Origin of the sequence: Kitasatospora sp. NPDC001539, assembly GCF_040298565.1 — a bacterium.
Lineage (GTDB): Bacteria > Actinomycetota > Actinomycetes > Streptomycetales > Streptomycetaceae > Kitasatospora.
In genome coordinates, this window is the sequence record NZ_JBEPAK010000141.1 from 1 (window position 1) to 18766 (window position 18766).

At 71.4% G+C, this 18766-nt stretch carries 19 protein-coding genes and 1 riboswitch; of the genes, 9 read left to right on the plus strand and 10 right to left on the minus strand.

Annotated features, from left to right (window positions below; all coding sequences use genetic code 11):
* Positions 1 to 49 precede the first annotated feature (49 nt).
* Positions 50 to 736: a hypothetical protein gene (locus tag ABT247_RS21425; RefSeq protein ID WP_350744475.1), complete on the minus strand. Its 687-nt coding sequence runs from the start codon at positions 734 to 736 to the stop codon at positions 50 to 52.
* A gap of 102 nt (positions 737 to 838) precedes the next feature.
* The gene (locus tag ABT247_RS21430) at positions 839 to 1045 is read right to left on the minus strand and encodes a hypothetical protein (RefSeq protein ID WP_350744477.1); all 207 of its coding nucleotides are present in this window, start codon (positions 1043 to 1045) and stop codon (positions 839 to 841) included.
* A 282-nt stretch (positions 1046 to 1327) separates the two neighbouring features.
* On the opposite strand from ABT247_RS21430, the gene ABT247_RS21435 reads away from it, so the two are divergent.
* Positions 1328 to 2305 (plus strand): carbohydrate kinase family protein, encoded by a 978-nt coding sequence (locus ABT247_RS21435; protein ID WP_350744479.1) that lies wholly within the window; start codon positions 1328 to 1330, stop codon positions 2303 to 2305.
* A 9-nt stretch (positions 2306 to 2314) separates the two neighbouring features.
* Here the strand turns inward: ABT247_RS21435 and ABT247_RS21440 are convergent, their stop codons facing one another.
* Positions 2315 to 3721 carry a cysteine desulfurase/sulfurtransferase TusA family protein gene (locus ABT247_RS21440; protein ID WP_350744481.1) on the minus strand — a complete coding sequence of 469 codons (1407 nt, stop codon included), beginning with the start codon at positions 3719 to 3721 and terminating at the stop codon, positions 2315 to 2317.
* A gap of 370 nt (positions 3722 to 4091) precedes the next feature.
* On the opposite strand from ABT247_RS21440, the gene ctaC reads away from it, so the two are divergent.
* The 4 genes from ctaC (at position 4092) to ABT247_RS21460 (ending at position 8556) form a co-directional block, all read left to right on the plus strand.
* Positions 4092 to 4946, plus strand: a complete 855-nt coding sequence (gene ctaC / locus ABT247_RS21445) for an aa3-type cytochrome oxidase subunit II (RefSeq protein WP_350744483.1) — start codon at positions 4092 to 4094, stop codon at positions 4944 to 4946.
* A complete protein-coding gene (gene ctaD, locus ABT247_RS21450) occupies positions 4943 to 6718 on the plus strand; it encodes an aa3-type cytochrome oxidase subunit I (protein ID WP_350744485.1) in 1776 nt (591 codons plus the stop codon). The genes ctaC and ctaD overlap by 4 nt, the downstream gene beginning before the upstream one ends.
* Positions 6718 to 7134 carry a cytochrome c oxidase subunit 4 gene (locus ABT247_RS21455; protein ID WP_350744487.1) on the plus strand — a complete coding sequence of 139 codons (417 nt, stop codon included), beginning with the start codon at positions 6718 to 6720 and terminating at the stop codon, positions 7132 to 7134. Before ctaD ends, ABT247_RS21455 begins: the two co-directional genes overlap by 1 nt.
* 168 nt (positions 7135 to 7302) lie before the next feature.
* Positions 7303 to 8556 carry a L,D-transpeptidase gene (locus ABT247_RS21460; RefSeq protein ID WP_350744489.1) on the plus strand — a complete coding sequence of 418 codons (1254 nt, stop codon included), beginning with the start codon at positions 7303 to 7305 and terminating at the stop codon, positions 8554 to 8556.
* Between the two features lie 33 nt (positions 8557 to 8589).
* Here the strand turns inward: ABT247_RS21460 and ABT247_RS21465 are convergent, their stop codons facing one another.
* From ABT247_RS21465 to ctaE, 5 genes are all read right to left on the minus strand, one after another.
* Positions 8590 to 8961 carry a GntR family transcriptional regulator gene (locus ABT247_RS21465; RefSeq protein WP_350744491.1) on the minus strand — a complete coding sequence of 124 codons (372 nt, stop codon included), beginning with the start codon at positions 8959 to 8961 and terminating at the stop codon, positions 8590 to 8592.
* 127 nt (positions 8962 to 9088) lie between these two features.
* Complete coding sequence (qcrB, locus tag ABT247_RS21470) at positions 9089 to 10747, minus strand: cytochrome bc1 complex cytochrome b subunit (protein ID WP_350744493.1); 1659 nt, start codon at positions 10745 to 10747, stop codon at positions 9089 to 9091.
* Complete coding sequence (gene qcrA, locus ABT247_RS21475; RefSeq protein ID WP_350744495.1) at positions 10744 to 11796, minus strand: cytochrome bc1 complex Rieske iron-sulfur subunit; 1053 nt, start codon at positions 11794 to 11796, stop codon at positions 10744 to 10746. The genes qcrB and qcrA overlap by 4 nt, the downstream gene beginning before the upstream one ends.
* Before the next feature lie 8 nt (positions 11797 to 11804).
* Complete coding sequence (gene qcrC, locus ABT247_RS21480) at positions 11805 to 12614, minus strand: cytochrome bc1 complex diheme cytochrome c subunit (protein ID WP_350744497.1); 810 nt, start codon at positions 12612 to 12614, stop codon at positions 11805 to 11807.
* Between the two features lie 187 nt (positions 12615 to 12801).
* Positions 12802 to 13422: an aa3-type cytochrome oxidase subunit III gene (gene ctaE, locus ABT247_RS21485; RefSeq protein ID WP_350744499.1), complete on the minus strand. Its 621-nt coding sequence runs from the start codon at positions 13420 to 13422 to the stop codon at positions 12802 to 12804.
* A 395-nt stretch (positions 13423 to 13817) separates the two neighbouring features.
* Between ctaE and ABT247_RS21490 the strand changes: the two genes are divergently transcribed.
* The 3 genes from ABT247_RS21490 to ABT247_RS21500 all read left to right on the plus strand — a co-directional run bounded on the left by ABT247_RS21490 (position 13818) and on the right by ABT247_RS21500 (position 17143).
* Positions 13818 to 14243, plus strand: a complete 426-nt coding sequence (locus ABT247_RS21490) for a DNA-binding transcriptional response regulator (RefSeq protein WP_350744501.1) — start codon at positions 13818 to 13820, stop codon at positions 14241 to 14243.
* 119 nt (positions 14244 to 14362) lie between these two features.
* Entirely contained in the window at positions 14363 to 15439 is a 1077-nt protein-coding gene (trpD, locus tag ABT247_RS21495) for an anthranilate phosphoribosyltransferase (protein ID WP_350744503.1), read from the plus strand.
* 156 nt (positions 15440 to 15595) lie between these two features.
* Positions 15596 to 15712: riboswitch (SAM riboswitch) on the plus strand.
* 51 nt (positions 15713 to 15763) lie between these two features.
* Complete coding sequence (locus ABT247_RS21500; RefSeq protein ID WP_350744505.1) at positions 15764 to 17143, plus strand: aminotransferase class V-fold PLP-dependent enzyme; 1380 nt, start codon at positions 15764 to 15766, stop codon at positions 17141 to 17143.
* Between the two features lie 8 nt (positions 17144 to 17151).
* Here ABT247_RS21500 and ABT247_RS21505 read toward each other — a convergent pair whose 3' ends face one another.
* Both ABT247_RS21505 and ABT247_RS21510 read right to left on the minus strand, forming a co-directional pair.
* Positions 17152 to 17433, minus strand: a complete 282-nt coding sequence (locus ABT247_RS21505) for an Lrp/AsnC ligand binding domain-containing protein (protein ID WP_030240061.1) — start codon at positions 17431 to 17433, stop codon at positions 17152 to 17154.
* Positions 17430 to 18257, minus strand: a complete 828-nt coding sequence (locus ABT247_RS21510; protein ID WP_350744507.1) for a rhomboid family intramembrane serine protease — start codon at positions 18255 to 18257, stop codon at positions 17430 to 17432. Before ABT247_RS21510 ends, ABT247_RS21505 begins: the two co-directional genes overlap by 4 nt.
* A 200-nt stretch (positions 18258 to 18457) precedes the next feature.
* Here ABT247_RS21510 and ABT247_RS21515 point away from each other — a divergent pair, with 200 nt between their 5' ends.
* Complete coding sequence (locus ABT247_RS21515) at positions 18458 to 18721, plus strand: hypothetical protein (RefSeq protein ID WP_350744509.1); 264 nt, start codon at positions 18458 to 18460, stop codon at positions 18719 to 18721.
* Positions 18722 to 18766 lie beyond the last annotated feature (45 nt).

Sequence of the window (18766 nt, forward strand, 5' to 3'; positions counted from 1 at the left end):
GGCGACCCCCACATCGGCCCCGACCCGGGGCCGCCTCGGTGCTTCAGCGCTACTTGGCCGGGCCGTCCGGCGCCACCGGGTCGGGGCCGATGTGGGGGTCGCCCTCCAGCGGCACCTCCTGGCCGCTCGTCCGGTCCACCACCGTCCGCCCGGTCAGCGGCGAGCGCAGGTCGGCGGAGACCGCCTGCCGCTTGGCCAGCGCGGTGCAGACGTGGCCCGGCTGGACGGTCGGCGGGCCCGGCACGACCTCGACGGCCACCGTGCCCGCCTGCGACTCGTCCGCCTTCAACGCGTACGTGGTGCAGACCCCGCCGAAGAAGTAGACGGTCAGCTTGTTGCCGTCCGCCCGGTAGGCGACCGGCGGCCGCACCGCCGTACCGGCCCCGGTGCCGGCCGGGTTCGGCTCACCCGGGGCGATCCCGTTGGCCGGGGGAGTGGCCGCCCCCGACGCCTGCCCGGGGGGCGAGGCCGGGGTGGGCGCTCCGGTCGGCGGCTGCGCCGGCCCGCCGGACGTGCCCGGTGCCGTCCCGGACGGCGTGCCGGAGGCCGACGGGGCTCCGGGGGAGCCGCTCGCGGAGTCCGAGGCGGTCGGGCTCGCGGGGGCGGACGGGCGTGCCGAGTCCGCCGAACCCTTGCCGCCCCCGTCGCACCCGGCCACCGTCACCACCGCCGCCAGCACCACGGCCGCCAGGGCCGCCGTCCGTCGACCACGCCGGGGCATCGTCTCCAGATCCATCTGCACATCCTCCCGAGGACTCAGCGGCGCCGCCCCTCGGCCGCTCCGCGCGGATGTGACGTGCCCCGGTCGGATCCGGTTCCGCTTGGGCCCGGGGACGGATCACATGCCGTACTCGGCCATCGCGGCGACAAGCCGCTGCGCCCCGGACGGGACCCGGACGCCGGCGGGCGCCGGAGCGGCCGGCTCCGGGCCCGCCGCGAGCAGCGGCCAGAACCGGCGCAGCCGCCGGGAGGAGGTCACCAGCGCGTCGAGGGTCTCGGCGTCGGCCTCGGCTCCGAGAGCGGACGGCGGGTAGTGCTCGGACATCATCGGGCATCGCTCCGATCCACAGCCGCGGCGGCACTGCCGCGGTCGACGACGGGGGTCCGCCCGGTCCGGCCGGGCCCCTGAGGCCGACCCTAGGCCCGGTCTCCGCACACCCACCAGTGCTACCCGGAGGTAGTACACCTTCGAGCGCAACGGGTGCCACGCTGGCAGGAGGGCGACAGCTCGAGCGCCACTCTTGCTGGCGCACGGTCCCGGCCCGGTACCGTAGGTGGGTTCGTTCGCCCCCGCCCGCTGGCCTTGCTGCCACCCTGAGGAGACCCCGTGCGTATCGCCGTCGCCGGCTCGATCGCCACCGACCACCTGATGACGTTCCCCGGCCGGTTCGCCGACCAGCTCGTCGCCGAGCAGCTCCACACCGTGTCGCTGTCGTTCCTGGTCGACGCCCTGGACATCCGCCGCGGCGGTGTCGCGCCGAACATCGCGTTCGGCATGGGCGTGCTCGGGCTCCGGCCCATCCTGGTCGGCGCCGCCGGTGCGGACTTCGCCGAGTACCGCAGCTGGCTGGAGCGCAACAACGTGGACTGCGACTCGGTCCACATCTCCGAGACCCGGCACACCGCCCGCTTCATGTGCACGACGGACGAGGACCACAACCAGATCGCCTCGTTCTACACCGGCGCCATGGCCGAGGCCCGCAACATCGAGCTCAAGCCGATCGCCGACCGCGTGGGCGGCCTGGACCTTGTCCTGGTCGGCGCCGACGACCCGCAGGGCATGGTCCGCCACACCCAGGAGTGCCGTACCCGCGGCTACGCCTTCGCCGCCGACCCCTCCCAGCAGCTGGCCCGCCTGGAGGGCGACGACATCCGCGAGCTGGTGGACGGCGCCGCGTACCTGTTCACCAACGAGTACGAGGCCGCGCTGATCGAGAACAAGACCGGCTGGGGCGCCGACGAGCTGCTCACCCGGGTCGGCACCCGGATCACCACCCTGGGCAGCAAGGGCGTCCGGATCGACCGCAAGGGCGAGGCCTCGATCACCGTCGGCTGTGCGCGCGAGGAGGCCAAGGTCGACCCGACCGGCGTCGGCGACGCCTTCCGGGCCGGTTTCCTCACCGGCCTGTCCTGGCAGCTCGACCTCGAGCGCTCCGCCCAGCTCGGCTGCATGCTCGCCACCCTGGTGATCGAGACCGTCGGCACCCAGGAGTACGAGCTGCGCCCGGCCGCCTTCACCCGGCGCTTCGAGGAGAACTACGGCGCCGCGGCCGCCGCGGACATCCGCGCCCACCTGGTCAAGTAGTCCGCCCGGTCAGGAGCGGCGCACCACCAGGTAGGCCGAGCCCCGGTCGCCGCCGTACTCGGCGGCCGGGGCCTCGCCCGCGTACTCCTGCCCGCGCATCCCGCACCAGGCGGGGATGTCCAGCCGGGCCGCCTCGTCGTCCGCCAGGACGGCGACCGTCCCGCCCACGGGCACCTCCCCGATGCGCTTCGCCAGCTCGATGACCGGCAGCGGGCACCGCTGCCCCAGGGCGTCGAGGACGAGGGTCTGCGCCGCCGGTTCCGGCCGCGGCTCCCGGTGCGGCGCCGGCAGGTCCAGCCCGAGCGGCGCCCGGACCCCCGCCACCAGGTCCGGCAGCACGGCGAGGAAGCGCTCCACGTCCGCCTCGGCCGTCCCGTACGGCAGGGACACCCGGACGTTGCCCTCGGTGAGCACTCCCATCGCGGCGAGCACGTGGCTCGGCGTCAGCGTGGAGGAGGTGCAGGAGGAGCCCGAGGAGACCGCGAAGCCGGCCCGGTCCAGCTCGGTGAGCAGCACCTCGCCGTCCACGTAGAGGCAGGAGAAGGTGACGATGTGCGGCAGCCGCCGCACCGGGTCGCCGACCACCTCGATCTCGGGCACCAGCTGCGGCACCCGGGCCCGGATCCGCTCCACCAGGGCGTGCAGCCGGGCGTTCTCGCCGTCCGCCTCGGCCCGGACGGCGCGCAGCGAGGCGGCGGCGGCCACGATCGCCGGGACGTTGACGTAGCCGGGCACCCGGCCGCCCTCGCGCTCGTCGGCCGGCAGCGGCGAGGAGTACCGGACCCCCTTGCGCACGGCGAGGACCCCGACGCCGGGCGGGCCGCCCCACTTGTGGGCGCTCGCGGTGAGCAGCGACCAGCCCGCGGGGACGTCCACCCGGCCGACGCTCTGCGCCGCGTCCACCAGCAGCGGCACCCCGGCGTCGGCGCACAGCGCGGCGACCTCGCCGACCGGTTGGACGGTCCCGACCTCGTGGTTGGCGCTCTGCAGCACGGCCAGCGCGGTGTCCGGGCGCAGCAGGGCGCCGAAGGCCGCCGGGTCGACCCGCCCGGTGCGGTCCACCGGGGCCACCGAGACCTCGCCGCCCTCGGTCTCCCGGCGCTCGGCGACGTGCAGCACGCTGGAGTGCTCCACCGCGGAGTGCACCAGGTGGCTGCCGCGCCGCCGGTTCCCGGTCAGCGCGCCCAGCATCCCGAGCTGCACGGCCTGGGTCCCGCTGGCGGTGAAGGCGATCTCGTCGGTCCGGGCGCCCAGGACGGCGGCCACCGTCTCGCGGGCGGCGTCCAGCAGCATCCGGGCCTGCCGGCCGGAGCGGTACAGCCGGGCCGGATCGGCCCAGCCCTCGTCCAGGGCGGCGGTCAGGGCCTGCCGCGCGACGGGGTGCAGGGGGGCCGTCGAAGCCACGTCGAAGTACACGGTCTCATTTAACGCCACACCCGCGGGCCCGTCCGCGGCCGCCGTACCGCTCACCGGGCGTCAGTCGATCACCCCGAATGTCCGCTTCGTCCGCGACCGACGGGCCGTCAGCCGCGTTGTCCGAAGTCATCCCCCGATCGGGCGTAACGACCTCGAATGCCTACGATGACCTGCGGCGCAGCCACCGCCGGGCCTGATCGGGCGACCGGGCGGCGCGTTACCGGGGGCTGCCCGTCAGGAGCGCATAAGGCTGGAGTAGGGTTTGGCCCGCATAAGCATTCAAACCGTGCCCGTGGACGGGTCGCCGGGGAGGCTCACTGACCTCCTTCGGTGCGACGCGAAGGCGGGCGAGACTTCGGGAAGGCGCTACGTGAGTCCCAACGGCTCCGACCGCTCGCCGCGGCGCACGATGCGGCGGAAGCTGCCTCAGGCGCTGGCACTGGGCCTCGTCATCGCGACCGCCACCGGCTGCTCGGCCAACGACCTCCCCAGGCTTGGCCTCCCGAGCCCCGTCACCAAGGAAGGGCCCATGGTCCTCCAGATGTGGCAGGGCTCCTGGATCGCGGCGCTGGTGGTCGGCGTACTGATGTGGGGTCTGATCATCTGGAGCGTGATCTTCCACCGGCGCAAGCGCACCGGTGTGGAGATCCCTCCGCAGACCCGGTACAACGTGCCCATCGAGGCGCTCTACACCGCGGTCCCCATCATCATCGTCTCGGTCCTCTTCTACTTCGTCGCCCGCGACGAGGCGAAGCTGACGCAGGTCTCCGCGAAGCCGCAGCACTACGTCAACGTGGTGGGCTTCCAGTGGAGCTGGGCGTTCAACTACGAGAACACCGAGACGCCCGACCCGGCCAACAAGGACGCCGCGTACGACGTCGGTACGCCCAAGGACGCTCCGACGCTCTGGCTGCCGGTCAACGAGACGGTGCAGTTCCGGCTCACCTCTCGTGACGTCATCCACGACTTCTGGCCCGTCAACTTCATGATGAAGATGGACGTCGTGCCGGGCGTGGTGAACAAGTTCGAGGTCACCCCCACCGTCAAGGGCGAGTACAGGGGCAAGTGCGCCGAACTCTGCGGCGAGGACCACTCGCGCATGCTGTTCAACGTCAAGGTCGTCGACCGCGCCGACTACGACAAGCACCTGGCCGACCTGCGTGCCAAGGGCCAGAACGGCGCGGTGCCGTCCGGCCTCATCACCATGGGAAGTGAAGCGAAGTGACCATCCTCAACGAGCCCGCCGCGGCCGGCGGGGGCGCCGAGGCCGTCACGGTCGGGGCGCAGCGGACCCGCAAGCCGGGTTCGACCATCATCAAGTGGTTGACCACCACTGACCACAAGACGATCGGCACCCTGTACCTGGGCACGTCGTTCGCCTTCTTCCTGATCGGCGGCATCCTCGCCCTGGTCATGCGTGCCGAGCTGGCTCGTCCCGGGACCCAGATCCTGTCGAACGAGCAGTTCAACCAGGCGTTCACGATGCACGGCACGATCATGCTGCTGATGTTCGCGACGCCGCTGTTCGCGGGCTTCGCGAACTGGATCATGCCGCTGCAGATCGGCTCCCCGGACGTGGCGTTCCCGCGTCTGAACATGTTCGCGTACTGGCTGTACCTCTTCGGTTCGACCATCGCGGTCTGCGGCTTCCTGACCCCGAACGGCGCCGCCGACTTCGGCTGGTTCGCCTACTCCCCGCTGTCGGACGCGGTGCACTCGCCCGGCGTCGGCGGCGACATGTGGATCATGGGTCTGGCCTTCTCCGGCTTCGGCACGATCCTCGGTGCGGTCAACTTCATCACCACGATCATCTGCATGCGCGCTCCGGGCATGACGATGTTCCGGATGTCGATCTTCGTCTGGAACGTCCTGCTGACCTCGGTGCTGGTCCTGCTGGCCTTCCCGGTCCTGGCCGCCGCGCTGTTCGCCCTGGAGGCCGACCGCAAGTTCGGGGCCCACGTCTTCGACCCGGCCAACGGCGGGGCGTTGCTGTGGCAGCACCTGTTCTGGTTCTTCGGCCACCCCGAGGTGTACATCATCGCGCTGCCGTTCTTCGGCATCGTGTCCGAGATCGTCCCGGTCTTCAGCCGCAAGCCGATGTTCGGCTACTCCGGCCTGATCGCGGCCACCATCGCGATCGCCGGTCTGTCCGTGACGGTGTGGGCGCACCACATGTACGTCACCGGGCAAGTGCTGCTGCCGTTCTTCTCGTTCATGACCTTCCTGATCGCGGTCCCGACCGGTGTGAAGTTCTTCAACTGGGTCGGCACCATGTGGAAGGGCTCGCTGAGCTTCGAGACGCCGATGCTGTGGACGGTCGGCTTCCTGGTCACCTTCCTCTTCGGTGGTCTGACCGGTGTCCTGCTGGCCTCGCCGCCGATCGACTTCCACGTCTCGGACTCGTACTTCGTCGTCGCCCACTTCCACTACGTGGTCTTCGGCACCGTCGTCTTCGCGATGTTCGCCGGCTTCCACTTCTGGTGGCCGAAGATGACCGGCAAGATGCTGGACGAGCGCCTCGGCAAGATCACCTTCTGGACGCTGTTCGTCGGCTTCCACACCACCTTCCTGGTGCAGCACTGGCTCGGCGCGGAGGGCATGCCCCGCCGCTACGCCGACTACCTGGCCTCGGACGGCTTCACCACCCTGAACACCGTCTCGACCATCGGCTCCTTCGTGCTCGGCCTGTCGATCCTGCCGTTCCTCTACAACGTCTGGAAGACCGCCAAGTACGGCGAGAAGGTCACCGTGGACGACCCGTGGGGCTTCGGCCGCTCGCTGGAGTGGGCGACCTCCTGCCCGCCGCCGCGGCACAACTTCCTCACCCTGCCCCGGATCCGCTCCGAATCCCCGGCCTTCGACCTCCACCACCCGGAGATCGCCGCGCTGGACTACCTCGAGAACCACGGTGAGGCGGCCAAGCACTTCGCCGGTGTGACCCCGGCGAAGTACGACGCCCCCAAGCTGGGCAAGGGCGAGAAGGAGGGCGACGCCTGATGAAGGAACAGGGAAAGATCTTCCTCGGTCTGGCCGTCTTCGTGCTGGCCATGGCCATCACCTACGGCCTGTGGACCAACAACTCGGGCCCCGGCCTGGAGGCCGCCGGCACCACGGCGCTGTTCCTGGCCTTCGCCCTCTGCGCCTTCATCGGGTACTACCTCGCCTTCACCGCCCGCCGGGTGGACAGCGGCGCGGGTGACAACCCCGAGGCCGAGGTCGCGGACGACTCCGGCGAGCTGGGCTTCTTCGCCCCGCACAGCTGGCAGCCGCTCTCGCTGGCGCTCGGTGGCGCGCTCGCCTTCCTGGGCGTGATCTTCGGCTGGTGGCTGATGTTCTGGGCCGCCCCGATCATCATGATCGGCATCTTCGGATGGGTCTTCGAGTTCTACCGCGGCGAGAACCAGAACCAGTAGGTTCCGCTTCCGCCGACAGGGCCGGTTCCCCGCAAGGGGGGACCGGCCCTGCTGCGTCCGGGGAGTGACGGCCTCACTCGCGCGGGCCAACGGCGGATCGCTCGGATGTCGCTCGAACCAGGGTGTTCCTACGATCTGATCAATCGTGCGAATACCTGGGAGGCGGCCATGGCCGACAGGCGCGGAATCGCAGGAATCGGCGGCATCTCGCTGACCCTCGCAGTGCTGGCCCCGCTGGCCGCCTGCTCCTCCGGCGACGAGGAGTCCCGGCCCCACCGGATCGACGCGGCCCGGCTCGTCCGCCTCTCTGCCGAGGACAAGGCCGACCCCTCGAAGCCGGTCACGGTGACGGCGGTCGACGGCAGCCGGCTCACCGACGTGACGGTGGTCGGCCCGGACGGGCGGGTGGTGGCCGGCAAGCTCGCCGACGACCAGCGCAGCTGGCAGACCACCGGCCGGTTGAAGGCCGGCACCACGTACGCCGTGCGGGTCTCCGCCGACGACGGCAGGAACGGCCGCGGCGACGGCACCGTCAACTTCAGCACGCTGGCCGCCCAGCGGCTGCTCACCGCCAAGCTGGGCCCGGACTCCTCCGGCAGCGGCGTCTACGGCGTCGGCCAGCCGCTCACCGTCCAGCTCTCCGAGGCGGTGAAGGACCCGCAGGCCCGCCAGGAGGTCGAGCGGGCCCTGACGGTGACCTCCCAGCCCGCCGTCACCGGCGCCTGGTACTGGGTGGACGACAAGAACCTGCACTTCCGGCCGGAGGACTACTGGCCCGCCGGGACGGCCGTCACCCTGGCCTTCGACGGCACCGGTACCCGGATCTCGGACGGGCTCTACGGCGGCGACCGCAGCTCCCTGCGGCTGCGGATCGGCGAGCGGGTCGAGTCGGTGGTCGACGCGGCCGCCCACGAACTCACCCTCAAGCGTGACGGCCAGGTCGTCCGGAGCATCCCGGTCACCACCGGCAAGCCCGGCTTCGACACCCGCAACGGCATCAAGGTGGTGCTCGGCCAGGAGCGTTCCGTCCGGATGAGCGGCGAGACGATCGGCATAGCCGCCGGCAGCTCGGAGTCCTACGACCTCGACGTCAAGTGGGCCACCCGGGTGACCTGGAGCGGCGAGTACGTGCACGCGGCACCCTGGTCGGTCGGCTCGCAGGGCGTGGAGAACGTCAGCCACGGCTGCACCGGCATGAGCACCGACAACGCCAAGTGGTTCTACGACAACACCCGGGTCGGGGACCTGGTGACGGTGGTGAACAGCCTCGGCTCCACCATGGAGCCCTTCGGCAACGGCTTCGGCGACTGGAACGTGACCTGGACGGACTGGGTCAAGCACAGCGCCCTCGGACAGGCCGTCAGCACCACCCCGCCGGCCGCCCAGGCCCCGGCCTCGGGCATGGTGCGCCCGGAGGTCTAGGCCGCCGGACGCTCCCCGCAGGAGGCCCCCGGCTCAGGCCCCGGGGTAGGCCAGCCCCAGCGCGGTGACCACCGCCGCCAGGGCGTCCTCACGGGACAGCCCCAGCCGGCTCGCCCGCTCGGCGTACTCACCGGCGGCCTCCGCGGCCAGCCGGTGGGCGGCGTCCCCGGTGGCGGCGATCAGGGTACCGCGCCGGCCGTGGGTCTCCACCACGCCGTCCGCCTCCAGCTCCCGGTAGGCCCGCGCCACCGTCCCGGCGGCGAGCCCCAGCTCCTCGGCCAGCGCCCGGACGGTCGGCAGCCGCAGCCCGGTCGGCAGCTCGCCGGAGCGGGCCCGCTCGGCGATCTGGGCGCGGATCTGCTCGTACGGGGGAGTGGCGGCGGCGGGGTCGACGGACAGCTGCACGGGGGCTCCTGGAGGCGGGTGCGGTCGGGGAGAGCGGGACGGGAACGCGGTACGGGAAAGCCCGAGGGCCGCCGACCAGATGAACTCTGGTGGGCGGCCCTCGGGGTGACGCGGGGTGCGTACGGGATCAGTGGTGGCCGTGGCCGCTGGTGATCTCGTGGTGCTCCTCGGCGGTCGGCTTGGGGATCTGGCTGCCCTCGCCGTAGAAGCCGCGGGAGAGCTTGGCCCGGGTCCGGGTGACGACGCCGGCCTTGCGGGCCACGCCGTTCTCGTCCGTCTGGGCCGGCAGCTGGACCGGCTGGTGCTGCTCGTGCGCCGTGAGCTTGTACAGGTCCTTCTGCGGCAGCTGGGCGTGGACCTCGACGAACTCACCGTGCGGCAGGCGCTTGATGACGCCCGTCTCGCGGCCGTGCAGCACCTTGTCCTTGTCACGGCGCTGGAGGCCGAGGCACCAGCGCTTGGTGACGATGAAGGTGAGGACCGGCACGACGAAGAAGCCGACGCGCACGAAGTAGGTGATCGAGTTGATCGACAGGTGCAGGTGGGTGGCGAACAGGTCGTTGCCACCACCGACCAGCAGCACCAGGTACAGGCTGATCCAGGCGGCACCCAGGGCGGTGCGGACCGGGGCGTTGCGCGGGCGGTCCAGGATGTGGTGCTCGCGCTTGTCGCCGGTGATCCAGCCCTCGATGAACGGGTAGACCGCGATCGCGACCAGGACCAGCGGGAAGATCATCAGCGGGACGAAGACACCCAGGTTCAGGGTGTGGCCCCACAGGTTGATCTCCCAGCCCGGCATGACGCGGATCAGGCCCTCGGAGAAGCCCATGTACCAGTCGGGCTGGGCGTCGGTGGACACCTGGTCCGGGCGGTACGGTCCGTAGGCCCAGATCGGGTTGATCGTGGCGATCGCCGAGATGGCCGCGATGAGGCCGAACACCAGGAAGAAGAAGCCACCGGCCTTGGCCATGTAGACCGGCATCAGCGGCATGCCGACGACGTTCTTCTCGGTCTTGCCCGGGCCCGCCCACTGGGTGTGCTTGTGGTAGAAGACCAGGATCAGGTGCGCCACCAGCAGGCCGAGCATGATGCCCGGGATCAGCAGCACGTGGATGGTGAAGAACCGCGGCACGATGTCGTGGCCGGGGAACTCGCCCCCGAACAGGAACATCTGGATGTAGGTGCCGACCAGCGGGACCGCGAGGATCGCACCTTCCATGAAGCGGATACCGGTGCCCGACAGCAGGTCGTCCGGCAGCGAGTAGCCGAAGAAGCCGTCGAACATGCCCAGGACCAGCAGCAGGAAGCCGAAGACCCAGTTGATCTCACGCGGCTTGCGGAACGCGCCGGTGAAGAACACGCGCATCATGTGGACGAGCATCGCGGCCACGAAGACCAGGGCGGCCCAGTGGTGGATCTGGCGGATCAGCAGACCGCCGCGCACCTCGAAGCTGATGTCCACCGTGGAGGCGTAGGCCTCCGACATCCCGATGCCCTTGAGCGGCACGTACGAGCCGTTGTAGACGACCTCGGCCATCGACGGCTTGAAGAACAGCGTCAGGTAGACACCGGTCAGGATGATGATGATGAACGTGTAGAGGCAGATCTCGCCCAGCATGAAGGACCAGTGGTCCGGGAAGATCTTGCGCAGGTTGGCCTTGGCGAGGGAGTAGATCCCCAGCCGGCCGTCCGTCCAGTCAGCCGCGGCCTCCCACTTGTTGGCGGGCTTGGCGCGCGTGCTGGAGGGCTTGGCGGCACCGGTCGTGGTGCTGCTCGCGCTACTCATCGAGCACGCTCCCAGTAGCTCGGGCCGACAGGCTTCTCGAAGTCGCCGGTGGCGACCAGGTTGCCCTTTTCGTCAGTGGTGATCTTCAGCTGCGGCAGCGGGTGGCCGGCCGGGCCGAAGATGACGCGCGCGCCGTCCGCCAGGTCGAAGGTCGACTGGTGGCAGGGGCAGAGCGCGTGGTGGGTCTGCTGCTCGTAGAGGCTGATCGGGCAGCCGACGTGGGTGCAGATCTTCGAGTAGGCGAGGATGCCCTCGAAGCCGAGGTCGCGGGACTTGTCGTCCTTGATGTCCTCCGGCGCGATGCGCACCAGCATCAGGGCGTCCTTGGCGATCCGCTGCTGGAAGTCCTCGCTGTGGGTGGTCAGACCCTCCGGCATGGCGAAGGTCAGCGAGCCGACGGCGATGTCCTCGGGCTTCATCGGCTGCATCGTGTTCATGTTGATGAGCGGCAGCGGCTTGGCCGGGGTCGCCTCCTTCCAGCCCGTCTCCTTGAGCTTCTTCTCCGGGAGGGGACCCAGGTCGCGGAGCAGGACCACGCCGGAGAGCGGGACCAGCGCCATCGAACCGATGAGGGTGTTGCGGATCATCTTGCGGCGACCGAAGCCGGACTCGGCGGCACCGGTCTTGAACTGCTCGATGACGTCGGCGCGAACCTCGTCGGAGGCCTCGATCGGGTGACGCTCGGACGGCATCTCGACGTCCGACATCAGGGTGCGGGCCCAGTGGACCGCGCCCGCGCCGATCATGAAGAGGGCGACGCCCAGGGTCAGGCCGAGCGCGAAGTTCAGCGCGCTGACCGTGCCCAGCGGGAAGATGTAGACGAGCTTGTCCGGGTCGATGGCCACGTACGAGGCGATGAAGCCGATGGTGGCGAGCATCGAGACCACGAACATCAGCGAGACCTGGCGCTCCGCGCGCTTGGCGGCCCGCTCGTCGATGTCGGTACGACGGGGCTCGTGGGCCGGCAGGCCCGGGTCGGCGAAGGGGTTGCCGTGCTCGGCGACCTCGCCGGCGGAGCCGTGGGGCTCCGGGAGCTTCTCTTCTGACATGTCGTGGCTCATGACTTCTTGGCCTTGGTGGTGTGGGCGGCGACCCAGATCGCGACCGCGATGAGCGTGCCGAGGCCGAAGATCCAGCCGAACAGGCCCTCGGTCACCGGACCGAGGCTGCCCAGGGTGAGACCGCCGGGGTTGGGCTCATCGTTGGTGGTGTGGCGGACGAAGGCCACGATCTGCTTCTTCTGCTCCTCGGGCATGGTGGTGTCCGGGAACGACGGCATGTTCTGCGGGCCGGTCTGCATGGCCTCGTAGATGTGCTTGGCGTCCACGCCCTCCAGCGACGGGGCGTACTTGCCCTTGGTCAGGGCACCACCCTGGCCGGCGAAGTTGTGGCACTGGGCGCAGTTGGTGCGGAACAGCTCGCCACCCTTGGAGATGTCCTCGGGGTCGGTCGAGGTGTACTGCTTCTGGTCCGGAGTGACCGGGCCGGGGCCGAGGGAGGCGACGAAGGCGGCGAGCTGGTCGATCTCCGCCTGCGTGTAGATGTTCTTCTTGCGCGGAACCTGGGCGCCGGGCTGCTGGGCCGGCATGCGGCCGGTGCCGACCTGGAAGTCGACGGCGGCGGAGCCCACGCCGACCAGGCTCGGACCGTCGCTGCCGCCCTGGCCGTTCAGGCCGTGGCAGGAGGAGCAGCCCACGGCGAAGAGCTTCTTGCCCTCATCGATCGCGAGCGACTGCGCGGCGACGTCGGCCTGCGCCTTGTCGGCGGGCGCGAACGCGGCGTACAGCCCCCCGGTTGCCGCCAGGGCGAGAAGTAGGACGACCAGCGCCGCCAATGGGTGGCGCCGTCGTGCGGAGAGCTTTTTCACGGAATAACCCCGGTGTCAGGATCTGGTCGACTGGTGGGTGCACCCGGCGGCCGGTCTGGCCGGCACGAGGCTGCCTGTCCAAGGCTGCGCGCGCGGTCGGTCGGTGGGAGCGTCGGCACCGGCAGAAGCGGCCCGTCGCCGGTGAGGGCGGGGGCCGCAGCCGGTGGCCAGCGACCTGATCAGCTGGTTACTTGATCAGGTAGATGGTCGCGAACAGGCCGATCCACACGACGTCGACGAAGTGCCAGTAGTACGACACGACGATCGCGGCGGTGGCCTGCTCGTGCGTGAAGCGCTTGGCTGCGTACGTCCGTCCCAGGACCAGCAGGAAGGCGATCAGACCACCCGTCACGTGCAGCCCGTGGAAGCCGGTGGTCAGGTAGAACACCGTGCCGTACGGGTCGGAGGACAGCGACAGGCCGTCCTTCTTGACCAGCTCGGTGTACTCGTAGACCTGGCCGCCGATGAAGATCGCGCCCATCATGAACGTGATGACGAACCACATGCGGAGCTTCTTCACGTCCCCGCGCTCGGCGGCGAACACGCCGAGCTGGCAGGTGAGCGAGGAGAGCACCAGGATGGTCGTGTTGACCGAGGAGAAGCCCACGTTCAGGGCGTGCGCCTTCTCGGTCCAGAACTCGGCTCCCTTGACGGAGCGGAGCGTGAAGTACATCGCGAAGAGGGCCGCGAAGAACATCAACTCGGAACTGAGCCAGACGATCGTTCCGACGCTGACCATGTTCGGTCGGTTGACCGATCCGTGCGCGTGCCCGGTTTCTACTGCTGTTGCTGTCGCCACGACGGACATTATGTCGGTCCCTTATTCCGTCTTCACGCCGGGGGGTGTCCCTCGGAGTGTCCGGTGCGTGCGGTATGCCCGCTTGGCGGTCGGCCGGGAGTCCGGACGGGGGCCGAGCTGCGGCGTGTCCCTTTTCTGACGGTTCCTCGACGGGCCCGCGACCCCTCTGCGCGGCGGGTCGCTGCACGGTCGGCGGAGCGTCCTGTTGTAGGGGACGGGGGCCGCATCGGCCGTCCGGGTGGTCCGGCCGCGCCAGGGTGACGGGCAGTCCTCCGGGCGGGTGAGCCGCGGGCGCGGCGGCTTGAGCAGGAACGTGCGCGAGGGGGGCCCGGGACCGGGGGGAACGGGGGTAGCATCCGGATCAGGTGAACGTGGTCCGGATCACACTTGAGGGAGCAGGGCCCATGGCGTACACGACCGACGAGACGCTCACCGTCCTCGTCTACAGCGACGACCGCAACACCCGCGAGGAGGTGCTGACGGCGCTCGGCCGCAGGCCCGCCGAGGATCTTCCGGAGCTGTCCTACCTGGAGTGCGCGACCACCCCCGCGGTGCTCAAGGCGCTCGAGAAGGGCGGCGTCGACCTCTGCGTCCTGGACGGCGAGGCGGTGCCGGCCGGCGGGCTCGGCCTCGGGCGCCAGCTCAAGGACGAGATCTACGGGTGCCCGCCGGTCCTGGTGCTGATCGGCCGGCCGCAGGACTCCTGGCTCGCCGCCTGGAGCCGGGCCGACGCCGCGATCTCCCGCCCGGTGGACCCGGTCGCCCTGGCCGGGGCGGTCGCCACCCTGCTGCGGGCGCGACTGGCCAAGCGGGCACCGGCCGCCCGCTGAGCGGTGCCGTCTCAGTAGTAGAGAAGACACCGCCGTGGGCACCCCGCCGGTCGATAGGCTGGCTCCATCCGTACGGACGTCCCCCGGTGCGGGGGAACCGACAACAGCTGGAGTCAGCCATGGTGAACGTGAACCCTGCGAACGGCGGTAGCGACCCCGCGCAGGTGGTTCGCACCTGGCCGGACCTCCTGGCGGCGCTGTTGAAGGGGGAGGACCTCGACCGCTCGTCCACCGCGTGGGCGATGGACCGGATCATGAGCGGCGAGGCGTCCCCCGTCCAGGTGGCGGGGTTCATGGTGGCGCTGCGGGCCAAGGGCGAGTCGGTCGACGAGATCGCCGGGCTGGTCGACGCGATGTACCAGCACGCCGAGCCCCTGGACATCCCCGGGCCCGCGGTGGACATCGTCGGCACCGGCGGCGACCGTGCGAAGACCGTCAACATCTCCACCATGTCGGCGATCGTCGCGGCGGCCGCCGGGGCCAAGGTGGTCAAGCACGGCAACCGGTCGGCCTCCTCCGCCAGCGGCTCCTCCGACGTGCTGGAGAAGCTCGGCGTCGCGCTGGACCTGTCCGCCCGGCGGGTCGCGGAGGTGGCCGAGGAGGTCGGGCTCACCTTCTGCTTCGCGGCGAAGTTCCACCCCTCGATGCGGCACGCCGCCACCGCCCGGCGCGACCTCGGCGTGCCGACGGCCTTCAACATCCTGGGGCCGCTGACCAACCCGGCCAAGGTCACCGCGCACGCGATCGGCTGCTTCGACACCCGGCTGTCCGGGCTGATCGCCGGGGTGCTCGCCCGGCGCGGGGCGACGGCGCTGGTGTTCCGCGGCGACGACGGACTGGACGAACTGACCATCACCACCACCTCGCGGGTGTGGCTGGTGCGCGACGGGGTGGTCACCGAGACCACCTTCGACCCGCGGGACGTCGGCATCGAGCTGGTCGGCATCGAGGCGCTGCGCGGCGCCGACGCCGCCCACAACGCCGAGGTGGCCCGCAGGCTGCTGGCCGGGGAGCGCGGGCCGGTGCGGGACGCCGTGCTGCTGAACACCGCGGCGGCGCTGGTGGCGCTCGACCTGGGCGACGCGCCGCTGGCGGAGCAGCTCGCGGCGGGCATGGCGCGGGCGGCGGAGGCGATCGACTCCGGCGCCGCGCAGGACCTGCTGCGGCGCTGGGCGGACGCCACCAGCCGTAGCTGAAGCGCCTCCTGGGCCCGTGCCGGTTCGCCGGTACGGGCCTACCGGTGTGCCCCGGGCCGCCCGGCACGGACGCTCCGGAGGCGGCGGGCGACACCGCTGTCCGGATGCTGGATCCCCGTTTGACCACCCGACGGGCCCGACCTACAGTCTTGGCCAGGTCATGAGCGACAGCGCCAAGCCCCAGCTTGCTGTCCGGCAACCCTCCGTCCGTGGCGGGGTGCCCTGGGTGAGGACCGGGTCGCCGGCGAACCGTCCGTGCGACAAGCGCGGACGCCCGACGACTGGCACTCCCGGGGTCCCCAACCCCCGAAGGAGTGCGTCCCCATGTCCCTCTCCACCGAAATCTGCGCCCCGCTCGCCGTCCTCGGCCACGACGTCCAGGTCCCGCTGGCCAGCGGGGAGAAGGTCGGCTACGCGGCGCTCGACTACGCGGCCTCCGCACCCGCGCTCCAGCGGGTCTGGGACGACGTCGCCGCCTACGCGCCGTACTACGGCAGCGTCCACCGCGGCGCCGGGTACCTGTCGCAGCTCTCCACGGACCTCTTCGAGCAGAGCCGCCGGACCGTCGCCGACTTCCTGGACCTGCGCGACGGCGACCAGGTGGTCTTCACCCGGGCCACCACCGACTCGCTGAACCTGCTGGCCTCCGCCGTTCCGGCCGGCACCCGGGTGTTCGCCTTCGAGACCGAGCACCACGCCTCGCTGCTGCCCTGGGCGCACGCCGGGCTGGAGGTCGACTACCTGCGGGCGCCGCGCTCCCGGGCCGAGGCGGTGGCCGCGCTCGACGCCGCGCTGGCCGCCGCGCCGGAGGGGCCGAAGCTGCTGTGCGTCACCGGCGCCTCCAACGTGACCGGCGAGCTGTGGCCGGTCGCCGAGCTGACCGCGACGGCGCACCGGCACGGTGCCCGGGTGGTGCTGGACGCCGCCCAGCTGGCGCCCCACCACCGGGTCTCGGTCCGTGAGCTGGGTGTCGACTGGATCGCCTTCTCCGGCCACAAGCTGTACGCGCCGTTCGGCGCCGGTGTGCTGGCCGGCCGCTCGGACTGGCTGGACGCGGCCGAGCCGTACCTGGCCGGCGGCGGGGCGACCCGGACGGTGGCACGCGAGGCCGACGGCTCGGTGGCCGTCCAGTGGCACACCGGCCCGGCCCGGCACGAGGCCGGCTCGCCGAACGTCATCGGCGCCTACGCGATCGCCTCGGCCTGCCGGGCGCTGACCGAGGCCGGCTTCGACGCGCTGGAGGCCCGGGAGCGGCTGCTGGTCGAGCGGCTGACGGCGGGGCTGGCGGAGATCCCGCAGGTCAAGGTGCTCAGCCTGTTCGGTCCGGACTCGGCCCGGGTGGGCGTGCTGTCCTTCGTCGTCCAGGGCTGGAACAGCTCGCACTTCTCGGCCGCGCTGTCCGCCGAGTACGGCATCGGGGTGCGCGACGGGCTGTTCTGCGCCCACCCGCTGGTGCGGACCCTGCTCGGGGACGAGGAGGTGGCGCCCTCCGAGTGCGGGGCGCCCGAGCCCTCGCTGCCCGGTGAGCGCAGCCTGAACGCGATCCGGGTGAGCTTCGGCGCCGGGACGCCGGACGAGCACGTCGAGCGCTTCCTGACCGCGGTCCGCGAGCTGGTCACGGACGGCGCCGCCTGGAACTACCGCAACGAGGGCGGCCGTTGCGTCCCCACCGTGGAGGTCGACCGCAGCCGCCGCGAGGGCTGAGCGGGGCGCTACTCGTCCAGGCCGAGGGCGAAGGCCGCTTCCAGGTCGTGCTGGGAGTAGGTGCGGAAGGCGATCTGGGTCTCGGTGTGGGCCACGCCCGGGACCTTGTTGAGCCGGCCCGGGATGACCTCGGCCAGGTCGTCGTGGCGGCGCACCCGGACCATCGCCACCAGGTCGTAGCCGCCCGTCACCGAGTAGACCTCGCTGACGCCCTCGATGGCCGCGATGGCCTCGGCGATCTCCGGGATGCGGTCGACGCTGGTCTTGATCAGGACGATGGCGGTGATCACTGTTCCGGCTCCTTCGTGGGGTGCGGCCAGCGTATCGGGCCCCGGCCGGGGCGTCTCGGGGGGTGGCGGACGACCGTGCAGGCGTAGAGGAATCCGGCGGAGAACCCGATCACGTGCACCAGATAGGCCACCCCGGGCCCGGCCGAGTGCACCGACCACCACTGGAGGGCGAACCAGAGGCCGAGCACCAGCCAGGCCGGGAAGCGCAGCGGAAGGAAGAGGAGCAGCGGAACCAGGGTGGTCACCCGGGCGCGGGGGTGGAGGCGCAGGTAGGCGCCGAGCACGGCGGAGATCGCGCCCGAGGCGCCGATCAGGACCCGGGTGGAGTCCGCCGAGTGCGCCTCGGCGAGCGCGAAGCCGTACGAGGCCAGGCTGCCGGCCGCCAGGTAGAAGAGGAGGAACCTGGCCCGGCCGAGCCGGCGCTCGACGGTGGGGCCGAAGACGTAGAGGAAGAGCAGGTTGCCCAGCAGGTGCAGCCAGCCGGCGTGCAGGAAGAGGCCGGTGAGGGCGGACACCGCGGGGTGCTTGCCCGGGGTGGGGGAGGCCGGGCAGCCGGGGACGGGGTCGGGGGCCTCGGCGAGCTGCTCGGCGGTCAGCGGGTGCCCGGTGAGCAGTTCGGCGGGGACGGCGCCCCAGCGCTGCTCGTACCGCTGCTCGGCGCAGACCCGGGCCTGGTCCCGGCCGTACAGCGGGTTGAGCCCGGCGGCCGGGCCGAGCAGGAAGACCAGGGTGTTGACGGCGATCAGGGCATAGGTGACCGCCGGGGCGGGCACCGTCGGGCGGCCGTCCCGCGCGTCGGTGTGGTCGGTGGCCGCGAGCGCCATGGGGCCAAGCATCCCTGGGGACGGCGCCGGTGACACGGCGGTTTACGGCAGGTGGGCTAGCCCCCGTGTTCGAGAACCGGTGGTCCTGGCGGTTGCCCCAGGCAATAGGCTGGGAGCGGGCATTCCCGCCTCCCGCCGCCGACGCCGGGCCCCGGGGGGAGCGCCTAGCCCACCCAGGGACCAGCCGAGAGGATCCCCCGATGACCGTCCCCGCCCTGACCGCCGAGACGCGCTGGCGCTGCACCCTGTGCGGCAACCTCACCCGCTTCGACGTGACCCGCACCGCGCGGGTGACGGAGTTCCTGCACTTCGACCTGGCCGGCGACTCCGAGGTCGAGGAGACCGAGGTGCTCAGCGAGACGGTCGAGTCGGTGCGCTGCCGCTGGTGCAACGCGGTGGACCAGGTCGAACTGGTGGCGCGTCCGGGCGCCGGGGCCGCGGAGGGCGTCGCCGAGCAGGGCTGATTCCCGCCGGTGCGGCGGACGGAGCGCGACGCGCCCGTCCGCCGC